Below are 16,753 nucleotides of genomic sequence, written 5' to 3'. Positions count from 1 at the left end.
TAAGCAGTTAGGTTCTGATGAACTCCCAAACCTAAGGTGTTTTTGCCGCGACCGTGTCGAGACATAAAAAGGATGGTGTGTCTGCACAGGTCCCTCGGACCATTGCAAGCGCTAGGCGTCTCGCTCTCAGTATTGAGAGCGGGCTTTGGACCTTCAGACAGTTGGCCATTCTGAGTAAGGTGAGAGTTTGATTGATATGACTGCTAACAGCTCAGGTATAAGGCTTTCGGTCGTGATTCCCGCCTATAACTATGCGGCCGTTTTGCCGCGTGCGGTGGAATCTGTTTTGGCTCAGATTGAGCCGTTGGGCCACGCCGAGCTGCTTGTGGTTGATGACGGATCGACTGATTCGACCTCTGCAGTGCTGGATCAACTGCTGGAGCGCAATCCCGGGCGTTTTCGTGCGCTGCGCAAGCCTAACGGCGGTGCCTCCTCGGCTCGCAACTTAGGTATACGCGAGGCTCAGGGTGAGTATCTGCTGTTCCTGGACGCAGATGATGAGTTGTCCCCAGGTGCACTGCAGGCAATAGATGAGCACCTGCTTGCACATCCTCAATCGCGTTTGGTAATTGGCGGTCATATTGGCGTTTCGCCCGACGGCAAACGCCGTGAGCACCTGCCTGAAGTGCTGCCAGATGATCCGATGAAGCGCCTGCGTGCTTATCTCTTAGATAAACGTCTTGCACTCTCCAATGGTGCCTGTGTGATGCACCGCGAGATTTTTGAACGGGGCGATTATCCAGAGCAGTTTCGTAGTGCAGAGGACATTCCTGTATTCGCCCAGGCGGTGGCCGGATATCCCTGCTCTGTGATCGCTCGGCCTCTGGTGTTGGTGCACAAGCACGATGACAGCTTGAGGCACCAGTTTTCTCACGCCAAAGCTGGCGGTTTAGCGTTGGTTGATGAGGTTTTTTCGTCGCGTCGCCTGGACCCGCAATTCCATGTGCTTAAGTCTGAGTTTTACGTGCAGCGCAGTTTGTCTCTGTTTCGCAGTGCATATCTGGCAGGGGATGCTGAGGCTGCAAAAGAGTTTTTTCGACAAGCTTGCCGTTGTGACTGGCGAGTGGTGTTCAAAGGATCGTATATGCGAAAAGCTGTTCGCCTGTGGCTGGGCCTGGCTGTATGAGCCGGAAAATCAAAGTTCTGCAGATGCAGAATCGCTACAACGTCAACGCGTCTGACCTTGCCGAACAGGTGATTGCGGGATTGCCCGAAGACCGTTTTGAGGTCACCACGCTATTTTTGCGGGGTAAACCTGCAGAAGGTGAGCCAGTCAGCCGCGCATCGCGCTCGGTTTACCTGGAGTTCAGCCAGAGCGATCTCAAAGGCTTACGTCTGCGCGCACTGCTGAAATTGTGCCGGCTGATTCGTGCTGAGCGTTTTGATGTGGTGATTGCCCATCGCTTCAAACCCATGAACATGCTGATGATCCTTAACCGGATTCTGCAGATCCCACTGTGCATTGGCGTTCAACATGGCATTGGTGACTTCGATCGGGCTTACCGGCGCTGGGAGTCGCGTCGCCTGTTACGCGAAAACTGGCGAATTGTCGGGGTATCGCGCGCAGTACGTGATTATCTGATTGGCTGCGGTGCCGGGTTTAACTCAGGCAACACCATCCAGATCAACAACGCCATCGATATTGATCGGGCAGAAAAACTGCAGCACAGCCGGGAGAAGTCCCGCGAGTTGCTGGGCCTGCCTGCTGGTGCCTTTGTGTTTGGCACGATCGGACGGCTGGTGCCGGTTAAAGGGCATGTTGATCTGGTCAGGGCCTTTGCCCGTATCAAGGACCTTAACCCGCAGGCGCTGCTGGCCATCATCGGGGAAGGGCGCTCCCGTGCAGAGCTTGAAGGCCTGATTGCCGAGCTGGGTATACAGGACCGTGTTGTGCTGTTGGGGGCCAAGCATGATGCCCTACAGTACGTGCGGGCCTTTAATGCGTTTGTGATGCCGTCGCTCAGTGAGGGGCTGCCCTTGGCTTTGCTGGAAGGCATGAGCGCCCGCCTGCCGGTACTGGGCTCAGATATTGACAGTTTGCGGCCGATTCTTGAGGACTGCGGCGGACGTATTTTTCCGGTGCGTGATGTCGATGCTCTGGCGCAGAAGCTGGGTGAGCTGATGGGACTGGATGAAGCGTCGAGGGTGGCTGAGGGCGAGCGTGCCTATGCGTACCTGCGTAGCGCGCATGCGATCGAGGACTTCCGCCGTGCCTACATGGCGCTCTTGGATGGGGTTACGGTCAAGAGTGCCTAATTTTCTTGAGTCAGTGCAGGCGCGACAGCTTCTGATTCCCGGCATCCTCTGCTTATTGCTGGGGATGCTGTTGCCGTCGAACAAGCTGTATCACCAGATCGTTGGCGTTTTTCTGTGGGGGCCGGGGCTGGTTTTACTCTGGCGTTACCGCAAAGAAGCAGGGCATTTTTCGGGCTGTGTCATGTTGTACGCAGCCTTGGGTTTTCTACTGTGGTCTGCGCTGAGCGCTACCTGGTCCTCCGCTGGCGATGAGCTGCGCAGAGCTAAATACCTACTACTGATCGCGTTGTCGCTGTGGACATTCATGCTGCTGGGTGGGTTACCTGAGCGCGTCTGGCTCAGGCTTTTAGCCGGGGCCGCTGCGTTGATGGGGGTGGTTGCCAGCTATGCCTGGGTGAATACCTACCTGGTGCAGGGAATGCCCTGGAGTTTTCGGATTGCCGCCGGTGGCCAGCTGGATCACTCGATTCTGGCTGCTCAGGTATTCGGCGTCTTTATGCTGATGTTCTATAACCTGATGCCGCAACGGCGATTGGCGCAATGCGGCTGGTTGTTGGTGATTTGCGGTTTTGCCGCTTATTTACTGTTTGCCCAGAGCAAAGGCATCTGGCTGGCGATGCTGGTGTCAATCTGTCTGACGCCGTTGTGGCGGCGTGAGCCGTTCTATCGAGTCATGGCCGCCTTAAGTGTCCTGGCGGTTGTGGTGTCCTACCTGTTTGCGCCAGATGTGCTGACCCAGCGCGGCATGTCTTATCGCCCCGAATTGTTCGAGCAGGGCCTGCAGTTGTATTTGAGCGGCAACAAGTGGCTGGGCCTTGGCTTGGGCGAGCACTATTTGCTGTCGGTGCAGTCGTTGGGGGCTGAGTTTGACCATCCGCATAACCTGTTCCTGAATATTCTGATTCAGGTCGGTGCGGTGGGCTTTGTGCTGTGGTGTCTGATGTGGGGCTGTGTGGCCCTGACAGCCTGGCAGTTCCGGCGTCTGAAGCTAGGCTCAGTGGTGATGGCCGTGTGGGTGTTTGCCTCGGTGGCGTTTCTTTCAGACGGTTTTTACGTGTGGGATAAGCCCCGGGATATCTGGTTTATCACCTGGATTCCTCTGGGGCTTGCGCTGGTGTTGTGGCGCTTAGGTAAAACGTCGGAACAGCCGCTGCAGTAAGGATTGGGGTTCCCCCGAATAGCTTCGGATCAGTTGCGCTGTGTCTTTGCCCAGAGCTGCATGTTGCTTGTGCAGCCGGTTCCAGTACGTATTGGCGATGGCTTGCGCGTCTGGAGCCTGTTCAATCCAGCCAATCAGTTCTCGCATCAGTGGCAGGTACGCAGCCAACTGCTCATGGGAGACGGCTTGGTAGCTCTTCCAGATGCGGTAGTGCGTTTCGAACTGTTGTTCGGTGACGGCTAGTCCGGCCTCATTAAACTTCTCGATAAACAGCAGCTTCAGGCACTCTTGGTTCTTCTCAGCGTGACGCTGTGAGGCTTGTGCTGAATGGGTGCGGTAGTTCAACAGAAACTGCGGAATGTTGCCCATACGTAACGTCGGGTTGGCCAGCAGGAGCGAGAAGAAAAAGCCGAAGTCTTCCGCGAAGATCAGGCGTTCGTTGTAACGCAAGTCGCCAATGATGCTGCGCTTGATCATGGCCGCAGGATTGGCAATGGTTCTGCCGAGAAACAGGTAGTTGTACTTCAACTCGGTATCTGAAGTGGGGTATCTGACATCCCTGACCTTGCTGCCGAATGTTCTGATCCAGCTGCCGCACAGGTCCAGAGACTTGCGGTCCATGGCTTCTAGCTGAACTTCGAAACGGTTTGGCTGGCAGATGTCGTCCGCATCCATCAGGGCGACATAGTCACCTTCACAATGGCTCAGGCCGATATTACGGGCTGAGGACACGCCGGAATTATCCTGCGAGATCAGCTGTATCCTGCTTTCGCCCCTGCGGTACTGTTCGATGACCTCAAGGGAATGGTCGGTTGAGCCGTCATTGATAATGACGATCTGGTCGGCTTGCCGGGTTTGTCCCAGCAACGACTCGATGGCTTCGCTCAAATAGGGTGCTGCGTTGTAAACGGGAAGCAGCACGCTCAGTGTGTTCATGATATCTGCTCTTGTCCGGCGCGGAGTTGACTGGCTCTGGTGAACAGGTTTTGCAGAAACTCGGACAGACTGTTTCTTTGCCTGGTATTCAGATCCTTGCAGTACGCATTGATAAATGCGTCGCTGTGCAAGACAAGTTTCTGAATATCGTTGCTGTATCTGAACAGATGCAGGAAGTTGCGTTTGCGCCGCAACCTACCAATTGGACCGCGGAAGACCTGCATGTCAGCAATGTCGATCAGTCCGAGTTGTCCGTCAGGGGTTTGTACGATATTTCCCAGGTGAAGCGAGCGGAAATACACGCCCGAGTCATGAATCCTAGCGATGAATGCACCAAGCATAGTGCATAAAGCATCCTGCAATTCGCCGTCGATGTTCTGGAACTCATACCGCAGCGTGGTGCCGGGCAGAGGCCAGTAATGGACGGCGGTCCGTTCAATACTTGGAATGCTGTAAGTCGTAATAATAGTCGGGCAAGGTATCTGCAATTTCGCCAGACGCTTGGCGTTTAGCGCAAAGCGGCGGGCGTAAGGGCGATACAGTTCCGATGTGATCAAACGCTTGCGGCGAAACAGTTTTAGAAAACTTCCATCAGCTAATTTCAGCACCTTCTCTCCACAATGATCGGCTTCAATTAGCTCGGCATTCTGGCGAAGTGACAGATACTGTTCATTAGTGATGGGGGTCATATCAAAAATCTGAATTGCACACAGGGGGCAGCAGTCTACCCGATTGGCCGGTAGGAGGTCAGGTAGCTATGTTAAGCTTTGGCTCTTATCAGATAGCGAGCAGCATTGCATGAATACACCTGAGTCTGGACAGACATCCAGTCTAAGAATCTACTTCCGCTTGTTGGGCTACATCCGCCCATATATCGGCATGTTTTTGATCAGTATTCTGGGTTACATCATCTTTGCCTCTACCCAGCCAATGTTGGCAGGCATTCTCAAGTATTTCGTCGACGGTCTTTCCAATCCTGAAGCCGTGCTGTTTCCTACAGTGCCTTATCTGCGTGATATGCAGCTGCTGCAGGCGGTGCCGTTGCTGATTGTCGCCATCGCCGCCTGGCAAGGGGTTGGTTCCTACCTGGGTAACTATTTTCTGGCCAGGGTTTCATTGGGCCTCGTACATGACCTGCGTATCGCCCTGTTTAACAGCCTGATGGTACTGCCGAACCGCTATTTCGACAGCCACAACTCCGGGCACCTGATTTCCCGCATTACCTTTAACGTCACCATGGTTACCGGCGCGGCAACTGATGCGATCAAAGTGGTGATCCGTGAGGGGCTGACGATTGTTTTCCTGTTCGGTTACTTGCTGTGGATGAACTGGAAACTGACGCTGGTGATGCTTGCGATTCTTCCGGTGATCGCAGTGATGGTCAGCAGCACCAGTAAAAAGTTTCGTAAACAAAGTAAGAAGATTCAGGTGGCGATGGGGGATGTGACCCATGTCGCTTCCGAGACCATCCAGGGCTATCGCGTTGTCCGCAGTTTCGGCGGTGAAACCTATGAGTCTGAGCGCTTTAAAGAGGCGAGTCAGGACAACACCGAAAAGCAACTGCGCATGACCAAGACCAGCGCGGTGTACACGCCGACGCTGCAACTGGTGATCTATAGCGCTATGGCCGTACTGATGTTCCTGGTGCTGCTGCTGCGGGGCGATGCCACCGCCGGTGACATGGTCGCTTACATCACGGCTGCAGGCCTGCTGCCGAAGCCGATCCGCCAACTTTCTGAAGTCAGCTCGACGATTCAGAAAGGCGTGGCCGGTGCAGAAAGCATCTTTGAGCAACTTGATGAAGCGCCTGAAGAGGACAAGGGCACCTTCGAGCAGAAGCGCGTCAGCGGGCGGCTTGAGGTGCGTAACCTGAGTTTCCAGTACCCGGACACCGAAAAACCTGTGCTCAACGATATTAATTTCACTGTTGAGCCGGGCCAGATGGTTGCCTTGGTAGGCCGTTCGGGCAGCGGTAAGTCGACCCTGGCTAACCTGATTCCGCGTTTTTATCACCATGAGAACGGCGACATTCTGCTTGATGGCGTGGGCATTGAGCAGTTCACGCTGCGCAATCTACGCAGTCACATTGCTCTGGTGACTCAGCAGGTCACCCTGTTCAACGATAGCGTGGCCAACAACATCGCCTATGGTGACTTGGCTGGAGCGCCGCGCGAAGCGATTGAGCAGGCAGTCGAAGCGGCTTACGCCAAAGAGTTTATCGACAAGCTGCCCAATGGCCTGGATACCCAGGTGGGTGAAAACGGTGTGCTGCTGTCCGGTGGGCAGCGTCAGCGTTTGGCCATTGCCCGGGCACTGCTCAAGGATGCGCCGATCCTGATTTTGGATGAGGCAACTTCAGCCCTTGATACTGAATCTGAGCGGCACATTCAGGCAGCGCTGGATCGGGTGATGAAAGGCCGTACGACGCTGGTGATTGCTCACCGTCTGTCGACCATTGAGAAGGCTGACATGATTTTGGTCATGGACCAGGGGCATATTGTCGAGCGCGGTACTCACAGCCAATTGCTGGAGCAAAACGGTTATTACGCGCGTCTGCATGCCATGGGGCTTGATGAAGACACACCGGTGAATATCGCCTGATAAACTACGCGCCCGCCACATTGTAAGCCTCGGAGTTCTTATGAAGTTGTCCATGCCGCATTTCGATCAGGCCAGTATTCTGGTTGTGGGCGATGTCATGCTGGATCGTTACTGGCATGGCGGCACGTCACGGATTTCGCCTGAAGCCCCGGTCCCGGTGGTCAAGGTTGAGGAAATGGAAGACCGTCCGGGCGGCGCAGCGAATGTTGCGCTGAACATTGCAGCATTAGGGGCTTCGGCCACCCTGATTGGTGTGACGGGCGATGACGAAGCCGCGCAAAGCCTCAGCGCCTGTCTGCAAAAAGTCGGAATCAAGACCCGTTTCCAGACCATCAAAGATCAACCCACCATCGTCAAACTGCGGATCATGAGCCGCCATCAGCAGCTGTTGCGGATGGACTTTGAAGAAATGTTCCGCACCGACGCGGCCGCACTTGCCAGCAGTGTCGATGAGCAGTTGGACGGGGTTAAGGTTCTGGTGCTCTCTGATTACGGCAAGGGTGCCCTGCAGAATCACCAGGAGCTGGTGCAGCTGGCTCGTAAGAAGGGCATCACCGTTCTGGCGGACCCTAAAGGCAAAGATTTCTCGATCTATCGCGGTGCCAGCCTGATCACCCCAAATCTCAGCGAGTTCGAAGCCATTGTTGGCCGTTGCAATAGTGATGAAGAACTGGTCAGTAAGGGCCTGAAACTGGTTGCCGATTTGGAACTTGGCGCGCTGCTGGTAACCCGCAGCGAAAACGGCATGAGCCTGTTGCGCCCGGAACATCCGCCGCTGCATCTGGCTGCCAAGGCTCGTGAAGTGTTCGATGTGACCGGTGCCGGTGATACGGTGATCTCTACCCTGGCGGCCAGCTTGGCTGCGGGTGAAAGCCTTGAAAATGCGGTGGCGCTGGCCAACCTGGCCGCCAGCATCGTGGTGGGAAAGCTCGGAACTGCGGCGATCAGTGCGCCTGAACTGCGCCGCGCCATCCATCGTGAAGCCGGCTCGCAAAGCGGTGCGCTGGAGCTGGATCAGCTGCTGTTGGCGGTTGAAGATGCCCGCGCCCATGGCGAGAAAATCGTCTTCACCAATGGTTGCTTTGACATCTTGCATGCCGGTCACGTGACTTACCTTGAACAGGCCCGCGCTCAAGGTGACCGCCTGGTGCTGGCGGTCAACGATGACGCCTCGGTTTCCCGCCTGAAGGGCCCGGAGCGCCCGATCAACAGTGTCGACCGACGCATGGCGGTTCTGGCCGGTTTAGGGGCTGTGGACTGGGTGGTGAGCTTCAGCGAAGACACCCCGGAAAACCTGCTGCGCGCAATTAAGCCAGACGTTCTGGTTAAAGGCGGCGACTACGGTATTGATCAGGTCGTCGGTGCCGACATCGTTCGTGCATACGGTGGTGAAGTGCGGGTGCTCGGGTTGGTGGAAAACAGCTCGACCACGGCCATCGTCAACAAAATCCGCAAGCAGTAAGCCTTCCTCGCGCTGACAAGTGGCTGGTGCGCCAGCCACGCTTGGCGGAGCGGTCATTGGCCTGATTTACGCTCAGGCGCATCATCGTGACATTCCTTCAAGGAGCGAATGTCATGAGGACCGATGTTCAGGGCCGTGCGCTGTCCTTGCTGAGCCGGGTTGCTCAGTCAGACTGGCCGGACCGCTTCAAACTGCGTGAGCGTTTCGAAAATCTGATTTATCGCGGCAGTCGCGCGGGCTTTCGTGCGGCGGCACAGCGTTCGGGGAAGACCGGTAAGACGCCCCGTGCTGCAAACCCCGATGGCCTGTTTGACCTGACTCTCTCAGATGATCAGCAAATGTTGGTGGAGATGCTTGAGGCCTTCGCCAGCGAAGCGCTGCATCCGCTGGCAGAGCAAGCGGATGCAGCCGCATGCACGCCGTCTGAGCTTGTTCAGCAAGTCCACGAGCTGGGCCTGACTCATTACGCTGTGCCGGAAGCCTTGGGTGGTATGGCCGGTGAGCGCACCACCGTGACCAACGCGCTGATTGCTGAGGCGTTGGGGAAGGGTGATCTGTCACTTGCGGCGACCTTGCTGCAACCGCTGGCAGCGGCCAACTGTATCCGTCGCTGGGGCAGCGATGCTCAGCAAGCGCGTTGGCTACCGCCGTTTGTCGGCGAGCAGGCAGCACCGGCGATGAGTATTGCGGTGGCAGAGCCGGGGGTGATGTTCGATGTTAATCAGCTCGCTACCCGCGCCCGTAAGCGTGGCCATCATTATGTGCTCAGCGGCGAGAAGTGCCTGGTACTCGGTGGCCTTGAGCCCCGCCAGCTGATCGTGGCCGCGCAGGCCTCCGGTGGGCCGGCCCTGTTTATGGTGGATGCCGGGGCCAAGGGCCTGCAATTCAGCGCCCAGCCCGCGATGGGACTGAAGGCGGGGGCGACCGTCCGGGTGCGTCTGCACAATGTTCAGGTGCACCGTGATGCACGCCTGAATGGCAAGGGGTTCAACTACCAGCAGTTTGTTGATTACGCCAGTCTGGCCTGGTGTGCGCTGGCGGTGGGCACCGCGCAGGCTGCGCTGGACTATGTGATTCCCTACTGCAATGAGCGCGAAGCGTTCGGCGAGCCGATCAGCCATCGTCAGGGCGTGGCCTTTATGGTGGCGGACATGGGGATCGAGTTAGAGGCCATGCGCCTGATGGTCTGGCGCGCCTGTGCCCGGGCTGAAATGGGCCTGAGTTTTCAGCGCGAGGCCTATCTGGCGCGGCTGCTGTGTAATGAGAAGGCCATGCTGATCGGCACCAACGCCGTGCAGCTGCTCGGCGGCCACGGTTTTACCAAAGAACATCCGGTTGAACGCTGGTATCGCGATTTACGTGCGCTGTCGGTGATGGCCGGCGGTTTGCAGCTTTAAGGAGGCGGAGATGAATCTGGAGTCGCCACACAAATTCCGTGGTTTGGTCGGTCAGGCGCATCGAGTGGCTGAGCACTTCTTTCGCCCGATCTCCCGTAAGTACGACAAGGCGGAGCACGAGTACCCAAAGGAGCTGGACATGCTCGCGGCGCTGCTGGACGGCATGAATGCCGGCTCGCCGGATGCTGTGGGCGCAGGCTCTGCCAGTAAGCGTGGTGCGGCCCGCGATGAAGCACCGGGCGTGCGCAATGGCGGCAATATGTCGGCACTGCTTGGGGTAATGGAGCTGTGCTGGGGCGATGTCGGTCTGTTGCTGGCCATGCCGCGGCAGGGGTTGGGCAATGCGGCGATTGCTGCGGTGGCCAACGATGAGCAGTTGCAGCGTTTTGGCGGTCAGTGGGCGGCCATGGCGATTACTGAGCCGGGCTGTGGTTCTGATTCGGCGGCGATCCGTACTACCGCGACCAAAGATGGCGATCACTACATCCTCAATGGCGAGAAGATCTTCGTCACCTCTGGCGAACGGGCTTCGGCGGTGGTGGTATGGGCAACGCTGGACAAGGGGCTTGGTCGGGCGGCGATCAAATCCTTCGTTGTTGAGCACGGCACGCCGGGCATGACGGTGACGCGGCTGGAGAAGAAGCTCGGGATCAAAGCGTCGGACACAGCCTCCATTAGCTTCAACGATTGCCGGGTGCCTGCCAGCAACCTGTTGGGCAACCCTGAAATCGACGTGCAGAAAGGCTTTGCCGGGGTGATGGAAACCTTCGACAACACCCGCCCGCTGGTAGCCGGCATGGCAATCGGCGTGGCTAAGGCGGCACTCGACCGTACTCGTCAGTTACTGAAAAAACACTGTGCGATGGACTACAAAAAGCCGTTGCTCAGCGTCAGTCATGCCGAAGCGACCTTGTATCGCCTTGAGGCAGAGTGGGAAGCCGCGCGCCTGCTGACCATGAAGGCGGCGTGGATGGCGGACAACAAAATGCCCAACTCCAAAGAGGCGTCCATGGCCAAGGCCAAAGCCGGGCGGGTCGCTAATGAGGTGACGCTCAAGTGTGTGGAGTTGGCCGGGGTGATGGGCTATAGCGAAGATGAACTGCTGGAAAAGTGGGCGCGGGATTCGAAGATTCTCGACATCTTTGAAGGCACCCAGCAAATCCAGCTGCTGATTGTGGCCAGGCGCTTGCTGGGCAAGAGCTCCAGTGAGCTGAAGTAGTGACGGCGGCCTTAGATACAGAGGCCCGCCATCCAGTCCTTCCAGCGGATACGCTCTTCTGCCACCACCCAGCCTTCCTGCGCGGCAAAGCCTTCGGATAGCCAAATACCCCGAGTACTTGCCGGGATCAGTTGGCCCTTCTTCAGCGTCAGCAACTCGGGGCGTGGGCGGCCGTTTTCCAGAGGGATCAGGAATAAATCAGGCCGCGTACGGTTGAGGCGGGCGATCAGTTGACCGTCTTCGACCTGCTCATCCACATGCAGCAGGGTCAGTTGGCGCACCTCTTTCGGCAGCTCAAGGTGCAAGTCGTAGACCAACTGTAGTGAGGCTGTCGGCAAATGCACGTAGGCGCGCGGGCGTTCCAGCAGCTTGAGGTTTTCACACTGCACCGGGCGGGCTGAGCCGGACAGCGTATGCAGGCTGAAGTGGGCCGTTTCGCGGTAACGCAGGGTTTTCTGGTAAGGCGTATGTAGCCAGGTTTCACCAAAGCGACCGCTGAGCCAGCCTTCCGGGGTTTCCAGCAGGCATTCTTCAGCGACTTCCTGCAGGGCCGTGTGCAGAGGCAGATTCAGTTCATGGCTGGGTACGTAGCCGGAGATCAGCTTAAGCACGATATCGCCGCGATCCGCCCGGCGCTGGCGGACCAGCACCCAGTACTCACGTCCCTGCCAGCTCAGCGTGAGACGCACGGATACTCCAAGGTTGGCCAGCTGTAAGGCAAAGCGCTGGGGATCGGCAACTTCGACTGTTTTTCGCTTTTCCAGCATCTGGGGGAAGTTCAGAGGCATGCCCACGGCCTGATACACCAGGCTTTCCGGGGTCGCTTCAACAAACAGTTGGCGGGTTTTGAAGTGTCCGGGTTCTTTGCGAATCAGGGTTTTCGGCATAGGGCGGTGCCTCCCATCTGTGCGTTCAGGTCAGACAGCTTGGCACACAAAAATGCGCTGTGTAGAGCCGCTTGCTGACGAACGCACTGCTGCCTAGGCGATATCCTGCAGCACAGCCGCTGCAGTGGCCACGTTATGGGCCAGATGCTGTGGGTTGATGGTGCCGATAATGGCGCTGCTGGTCGCCGGGTGGCTGAAGATCAGCTCGAAGCTGGCGCGCACCGGGTCTTCGCCGGCAAGGCAGGCGTGACCACTGGCCAGTGCTTTTTTGATCAGAATGCCTTTGCTGTGAGCTTCGGCGTAGTCCAGAACCGGTACTTCAGCCTGTTCGTTAAGGTTGTAGGTGACCATGGCGCAGTCGCCTTTTTCCAGGGCAAGCAGGCCGCCTTCAACGGTTTTGCCCGACAAGCCGAAACCACGTATTTTGCCCTCACGCTTGAGGTCTTGCAGGGTTTCGTAGACGCCGCTGTCACGCAGGATGGCCACATCGTTGCCATCGGAGTGCACCAGTACCAAGTCGATGCAATCCGTCTCCAGACGCTTGAGGCTGCGCTCCACCGAGAAACGGGTGTGAGCCGGGCTGAAGTCGAAGCTGGATTGGCCGTTTTCGAACTCTTCACCCACTTTGCTGACAATCACCCAAGCGTCGCGCTGGCCACGCAGCAGCGGGCCGAGGCGGGTTTCGCTGGTGCCGTAAGCCGGTGCCGTGTCGATCAAGTTGATGCCTAAGTCCCGCGCCTGTGCCAGCAGATTGCGCACCGCGGCATCATCCGGGATGGTAAAACCGTTGGGGTATTTCACGCCTTGGTCGCGGCCGATTTTCACGGTGCCCAGGCCAATAGGGGAGACCAGCAGGCCAGTGCTGCCCAGTGGGCGGTATAGGTTGTGCAGTGAGTTCATCAGAACAACTCCTCCCAGACTGGGGCCGTCACTGCCGGGCGTGGCAGGTCAGGCAGAGCAGGGTGTTGCTGAGGCTGGATACCATCACGCTCGAAAGCTGCCAGCACGCGGTCAGCGAAGTCTGGCGCGAGGGCCAGTTTGGTCGGCCAGCCCACCAGCAGTGTATTGTCTTCGTGCAGGAAGGCATTGTCCGGGCGTACCAGGCCAGATTGCGCTGGCTCGGCTCGGTCGACCCGCAGCGTAGCCCACTGCGCTGTGGATAAATCCACCCAGGGCAGCAGGTCGCCCAGTTCTTTCTGCGCTGCCGCAATCTGCTGCTGAGGCTCGCGGGCCACGCCGTCGGCTTCGGCCAAGTCACCGCCCAGATACCAGACCCACTGGCCATCCGCTGCCGGGTGTGTGGTGACGGTGATTCGGGGCTTTGGACCACCGCCGAGGCAGTGAGCGTATAGAGGTTTCAGGTTGGGACTCTTCACCAGCACCATGTGCAGCGGACGCAGTTGTTGAGCGGGCTGGCTGAGGCCAAGGCGGCTGAGCAGTTCGGCATTGCCGCGGCCGGCGCTGAGGACAATACGTTGGGCAAGAATAGCTTGTCCGTCGACGTTCAGGCCTACCAGTTGGCCATTCTCCAGCAGTGGAGTGATGTCTTGTCCGGCGAGCAGACCATCAGCGGCCAAATCGCTCAGTCGGCGAATCAGGCTGGGCACATCCAGCACCAGTTCGGCCAGACGATAGACTTTGCCTTTGAAACGTGGGTTTTGCAGGGCCGGGGGAAGCTGATCACCTTTGACCTGATCCACCCGACCCCGTACCGCCTTGCTGGCGAAGAAGCTGGTGATGTTCCCGGCCAGACTGCCGGGGGACCACAGATAGTGAGCATCGGACAGCAGGCGCACGCCAGAAAGGTCCAGCTCACCCGAGCCAGCCAGCGCTTCACGCCAGCGTCGCGGCATATCGGCAATCGCTTCGGAAGCGCCGGTGAGAGCGCCGTGCAGGGCGTATTTAGCCCCGCCGTGAATGATTCCCTGAGATTTGATGCTCTGGCCGCCGCCTAACGTGGCGCTTTCCACCAGAATTGTGGAAAAACCTTTGCGGCGAAGGCGGGCGTTGAGCCAGAGTCCGGCAACGCCGCCGCCAACGATCAATACATCCGTGCTTAGTGCCTGGGTCATGCAGGGGTCTCACCGGGAAAACAGATGCGCAGTATAACCCGCTGGTGAGCGTGCGCTTGCCTTGCGTCAGTGTCCGGTGCTGTTGGAGAACAGCTGGATCACCACCACACCGCTGACGATCAGGCCCATACCGAGGATGGCCGGTAGATCCAAGCGCTGCTGATAGAGAAAAACGGCGGCTATGCTGACCAGCACAATGCCCATCCCTGCCCAGATCGCATAGGCAATGCCGACCGGGATCGTTTTGACCACCAGGCTCAACATCCAGAACGAGATGAGGTAGCCCGTTACCACCAGAAACAGCGGCAAGGGTTTATTGAAACCATCCAGCGCCTTCATTGAGGCGGTGGCAATCACTTCGGCAATGATGGCGATGGAAAGATAGAGAAAGCCGCCCATATCAGAATCTCCTTAATATCTGCGGGCATTTTAGGGCTGTCGTGGATGAGGTAAAGTGAATACCTATCTGAATAGGAGATAGGTTGTGCAGTGGAACCTCGAGCAAATCCGCCTGTTTGTGAGTGTTGCCGAAGGGCGCTCCTTCTCTGCCGTTGGGCGCGAGATGCGCCGGGCGCAGTCCGCTGTCAGTGGTGCAATTGCGGCATTGGAAGATGATCTCGGCGTGGTTCTGTTTGAGCGCAGCAGCGGCAAACAGCCCAAATTGACCGAGGCCGGTGCTGCCATGCTGGAGGAAGCGCGGGAGGTATTGCGCCAGTGTCAGCGGCTGGATGGACGGGCCAAGGGGCTGGTGCGGGGTGAGGAGGTACGCCTGCGTCTGGCGCTGGATGAAGCGATGCCTTATCAGCCCGTGTTGGACAGCCTGGAGGATCTGGCGCGGGTTTTTCCCATGGTCGAAATGCAACTGACCAACGTCTCTCAGGGCGATGTTGCCCTCAAGGTCGTGGAGAAACGTGCTGACCTGGGGCTGTTGTTTCGCTCCGGAGAAATGCCGGGCTCGCTGGAACGGCAGCGTTTGGGACTGGTGGAAATGGTGACGGTGTGTGGTGTTGGTCATCCATTGGCCACGCTTGGCCATGTGGACCTGCGTGAGTTGGCGCGGCACCGCCAACTGCTTTTACCGCCGCAGGACAATCAGCATCCCGACAGCAAGCAGCTAAGCCCTGAAGTCTGGCGTACGGACAGTTTCTATCAAATGGCCGAACTGCTGATGCGTAACTTGGGGTGGGCTTGGTTACCACGGCATGTGGTGCAGTACCCAACCTATCGCAATCACCTGATTGAGCTCACCAGTGACTGGAGTCCGCCATCACTGGTGGTTGAGCTGGTCTGTCGACGTGATGAGAGCCTCGGCCCAGCTGCGCGCTGGTTGGCTGATTGCCTGGGTGAACGTCTGCGGGCGATTGGCTGAAGCCTTGAACGCTGTCTGCTAAGCTGCGCGCCTATGAACAGAACCCTCTATACCCTGCTTTTTCACCTCGGTCTGCCTTTGGTGGCGCTGCGTTTGGCGTGGCGCGCCTGGAAAGCTCCTGCGTATGCCAAGCGCATTGGAGAACGTTTCGCCTTCGGCATGCCGCCCCTTAAGTCCGGTGGTATCTGGTTGCACGCAGTATCGGTGGGCGAGAGCATCGCGGCTGCGCCGCTGGTGCGCGAACTGCTCAAGCGTTACCCAGATTTGCCCATCACCATGACCTGCATGACGCCCACCGGGTCGGAGCGTATTCAGGCAATGTTTGGTGGCCCTGAATACGCTGGGCGCGTGCAGCATTGTTACTTGCCTTATGACCTGCCGTGGGCTGCGGCGCGCTTCCTCAATAAGATCAAGCCGCGCCTGGCGGTGATTATGGAAACCGAGCTGTGGCCCAACCATATTCATCAGTGCGCTAAGCGTCGAATTCCGGTGGCGCTGGCCAACGGTCGCCTGTCCGAGCGCTCAGCGCGGGGGTATGCCCGGTTCGGCAAGCTGACTGCGCCGATGCTGGCGGAAATGTCTCTGTTAGCGATTCAGACAGAAGCTGAAGCTGAACGCTTTCGAAACCTGGGGGCACGCCCTGAATGTGTCGAGGTGACCGGTTCGATCAAGTTTGATCTGAACATCGACCCGCAGTTGCCGGTACGGGCCGCTGAGCTGCGTGATCAGTGGCAGGCTACGGCGCGCCCTGTATGGATCGCGGCCAGTACCCATCTGGGAGAGGACGAGCAGATTCTGGCGGCACACCAACAGCTGTTGCAGCAGTGGTCGGATGCATTGCTGATTCTGGTGCCGCGGCACCCAGAACGATTCGGCACGGTTTACGAGCTTTGCCAGAACCAGGGTTTTACCACCCGCCGCCGCTCGATTGGGGAAAACGTGCAGCCAACCGATCAGGTGCTGTTGGGCGACACCATGGGCGAGTTGCTGTTTATGTATGCCCTGGCTGATGTGGCTTTTGTCGGCGGTAGTCTGGTGCCCCATGGCGGACATAACCTGTTAGAGCCTGCAGCACTGGGTAAGCCGTTGCTGAGTGGCCCGCACACTTTTAACTTCCTCGAAATCGCGGCCATGCTGCGAGACGCCGGGGCGCTACGCGAGCCGGTGGACAGCGCGGCTCTTGCCGCAACTCTGGCTGAATTGTGGAGCCATCCTGAACGGGCTAAATCCATGGCTGAAGCTGGCGCAGGGGTTATGAAGACCAACCAAGGTGCGCTGGCAAAGCTGCTGGATGGGCTGGGTCGTCTGATTCGTGGCTGAAGCCACTCCTACAAAGTCACTGTTATGGCGATAGCCTAGATCTAAGGCATCCCCAAACAACAAGCCCGGCATGTG

15 protein-coding genes are annotated in these 16,753 nt (G+C 57.9%); 9 read left to right on the top strand and 6 right to left on the bottom strand.

Annotation, left to right across the window (positions count from 1 at the left end):
- Positions 1 to 196: 196 nt before the first annotated feature.
- The 3 genes from AO726_RS19280 to AO726_RS19270 are packed head-to-tail and all read left to right on the top strand — an operon-like array spanning position 197 to position 3,415.
- Positions 197 to 1,126: a glycosyltransferase family 2 protein gene (locus AO726_RS19280; RefSeq protein ID WP_058069734.1), complete on the top strand. Its 930-nt coding sequence runs from the start codon at positions 197 to 199 to the stop codon at positions 1,124 to 1,126.
- The gene (locus AO726_RS19275) at positions 1,123 to 2,256 is read left to right on the top strand and encodes a glycosyltransferase (RefSeq protein ID WP_058069733.1); all 1,134 of its coding nucleotides are present in this window, start codon (positions 1,123 to 1,125) and stop codon (positions 2,254 to 2,256) included. The genes AO726_RS19280 and AO726_RS19275 overlap by 4 nt, the downstream gene beginning before the upstream one ends.
- Entirely contained in the window at positions 2,249 to 3,415 is a 1,167-nt protein-coding gene (locus tag AO726_RS19270) for an O-antigen ligase family protein (RefSeq protein WP_160320971.1), read from the top strand. Before AO726_RS19275 ends, AO726_RS19270 begins: the two co-directional genes overlap by 8 nt.
- On the opposite strand, the gene AO726_RS19265 is transcribed toward AO726_RS19270, so the two are convergent.
- Together AO726_RS19265 and AO726_RS19260 are read right to left on the bottom strand one after the other, a co-directional pair.
- Positions 3,383 to 4,351, bottom strand: coding sequence for a glycosyltransferase family 2 protein (locus AO726_RS19265; protein WP_058069731.1), 969 nt, complete (start codon positions 4,349 to 4,351; stop codon positions 3,383 to 3,385). The two genes, AO726_RS19270 and AO726_RS19265, sit on opposite strands and share 33 nt — an antisense overlap.
- Positions 4,348 to 5,040, bottom strand: a complete 693-nt coding sequence (locus AO726_RS19260) for a toluene tolerance protein (protein ID WP_058069730.1) — start codon at positions 5,038 to 5,040, stop codon at positions 4,348 to 4,350. Before AO726_RS19260 ends, AO726_RS19265 begins: the two co-directional genes overlap by 4 nt.
- A 109-nt stretch (positions 5,041 to 5,149) precedes the next feature.
- On the opposite strand from AO726_RS19260, the gene msbA reads away from it, so the two are divergent.
- From msbA to AO726_RS19240, 4 genes are all read left to right on the top strand, one after another.
- Positions 5,150 to 6,952, top strand: coding sequence for a lipid A export permease/ATP-binding protein MsbA (gene msbA / locus AO726_RS19255; protein WP_058069729.1), 1,803 nt, complete (start codon positions 5,150 to 5,152; stop codon positions 6,950 to 6,952).
- A 40-nt stretch (positions 6,953 to 6,992) separates the two neighbouring features.
- Positions 6,993 to 8,414, top strand: a complete 1,422-nt coding sequence (gene hldE / locus AO726_RS19250) for a bifunctional D-glycero-beta-D-manno-heptose-7-phosphate kinase/D-glycero-beta-D-manno-heptose 1-phosphate adenylyltransferase HldE (protein WP_058069728.1) — start codon at positions 6,993 to 6,995, stop codon at positions 8,412 to 8,414.
- Positions 8,415 to 8,527: 113 nt separating this feature from the next.
- Positions 8,528 to 9,811, top strand: coding sequence for an acyl-CoA dehydrogenase family protein (locus AO726_RS19245; protein ID WP_058069727.1), 1,284 nt, complete (start codon positions 8,528 to 8,530; stop codon positions 9,809 to 9,811).
- Between the two features lie 10 nt (positions 9,812 to 9,821).
- Positions 9,822 to 11,030: an acyl-CoA dehydrogenase family protein gene (locus AO726_RS19240; RefSeq protein WP_058069726.1), complete on the top strand. Its 1,209-nt coding sequence runs from the start codon at positions 9,822 to 9,824 to the stop codon at positions 11,028 to 11,030.
- An 11-nt stretch (positions 11,031 to 11,041) separates the two neighbouring features.
- Here the strand turns inward: AO726_RS19240 and AO726_RS19235 are convergent, their stop codons facing one another.
- The 4 genes from AO726_RS19235 to AO726_RS19220 form a co-directional block, all read right to left on the bottom strand.
- Entirely contained in the window at positions 11,042 to 11,917 is an 876-nt protein-coding gene (locus AO726_RS19235; protein ID WP_058069725.1) for a hypothetical protein, read from the bottom strand.
- A 93-nt stretch (positions 11,918 to 12,010) separates the two neighbouring features.
- Positions 12,011 to 12,817 carry an aldo/keto reductase gene (locus tag AO726_RS19230; RefSeq protein WP_058069724.1) on the bottom strand — a complete coding sequence of 269 codons (807 nt, stop codon included), beginning with the start codon at positions 12,815 to 12,817 and terminating at the stop codon, positions 12,011 to 12,013.
- Positions 12,817 to 13,989, bottom strand: coding sequence for an NAD(P)/FAD-dependent oxidoreductase (locus tag AO726_RS19225; protein ID WP_058069723.1), 1,173 nt, complete (start codon positions 13,987 to 13,989; stop codon positions 12,817 to 12,819). The genes AO726_RS19230 and AO726_RS19225 overlap by 1 nt, the downstream gene beginning before the upstream one ends.
- Positions 13,990 to 14,055: 66 nt before the next feature.
- Complete coding sequence (locus AO726_RS19220) at positions 14,056 to 14,388, bottom strand: DMT family transporter (protein WP_058069722.1); 333 nt, start codon at positions 14,386 to 14,388, stop codon at positions 14,056 to 14,058.
- 85 nt (positions 14,389 to 14,473) lie between these two features.
- Between AO726_RS19220 and AO726_RS19215 the strand changes: the two genes are divergently transcribed.
- Together AO726_RS19215 and waaA are read left to right on the top strand one after the other, a co-directional pair.
- Positions 14,474 to 15,358, top strand: coding sequence for a LysR family transcriptional regulator (locus AO726_RS19215; protein WP_058069721.1), 885 nt, complete (start codon positions 14,474 to 14,476; stop codon positions 15,356 to 15,358).
- A gap of 33 nt (positions 15,359 to 15,391) precedes the next feature.
- Positions 15,392 to 16,678, top strand: a complete 1,287-nt coding sequence (gene waaA / locus AO726_RS19210; protein WP_058069720.1) for a lipid IV(A) 3-deoxy-D-manno-octulosonic acid transferase — start codon at positions 15,392 to 15,394, stop codon at positions 16,676 to 16,678.
- Positions 16,679 to 16,753: the final 75 nt, after the last annotated feature.

Source organism: Pseudomonas sp. TTU2014-080ASC, from assembly GCF_001446935.1.
Classification (GTDB): Bacteria; Pseudomonadota; Gammaproteobacteria; order Pseudomonadales; family Pseudomonadaceae; genus Aquipseudomonas.
This window is presented reverse-complemented; position numbering and strand designations above follow the sequence as displayed.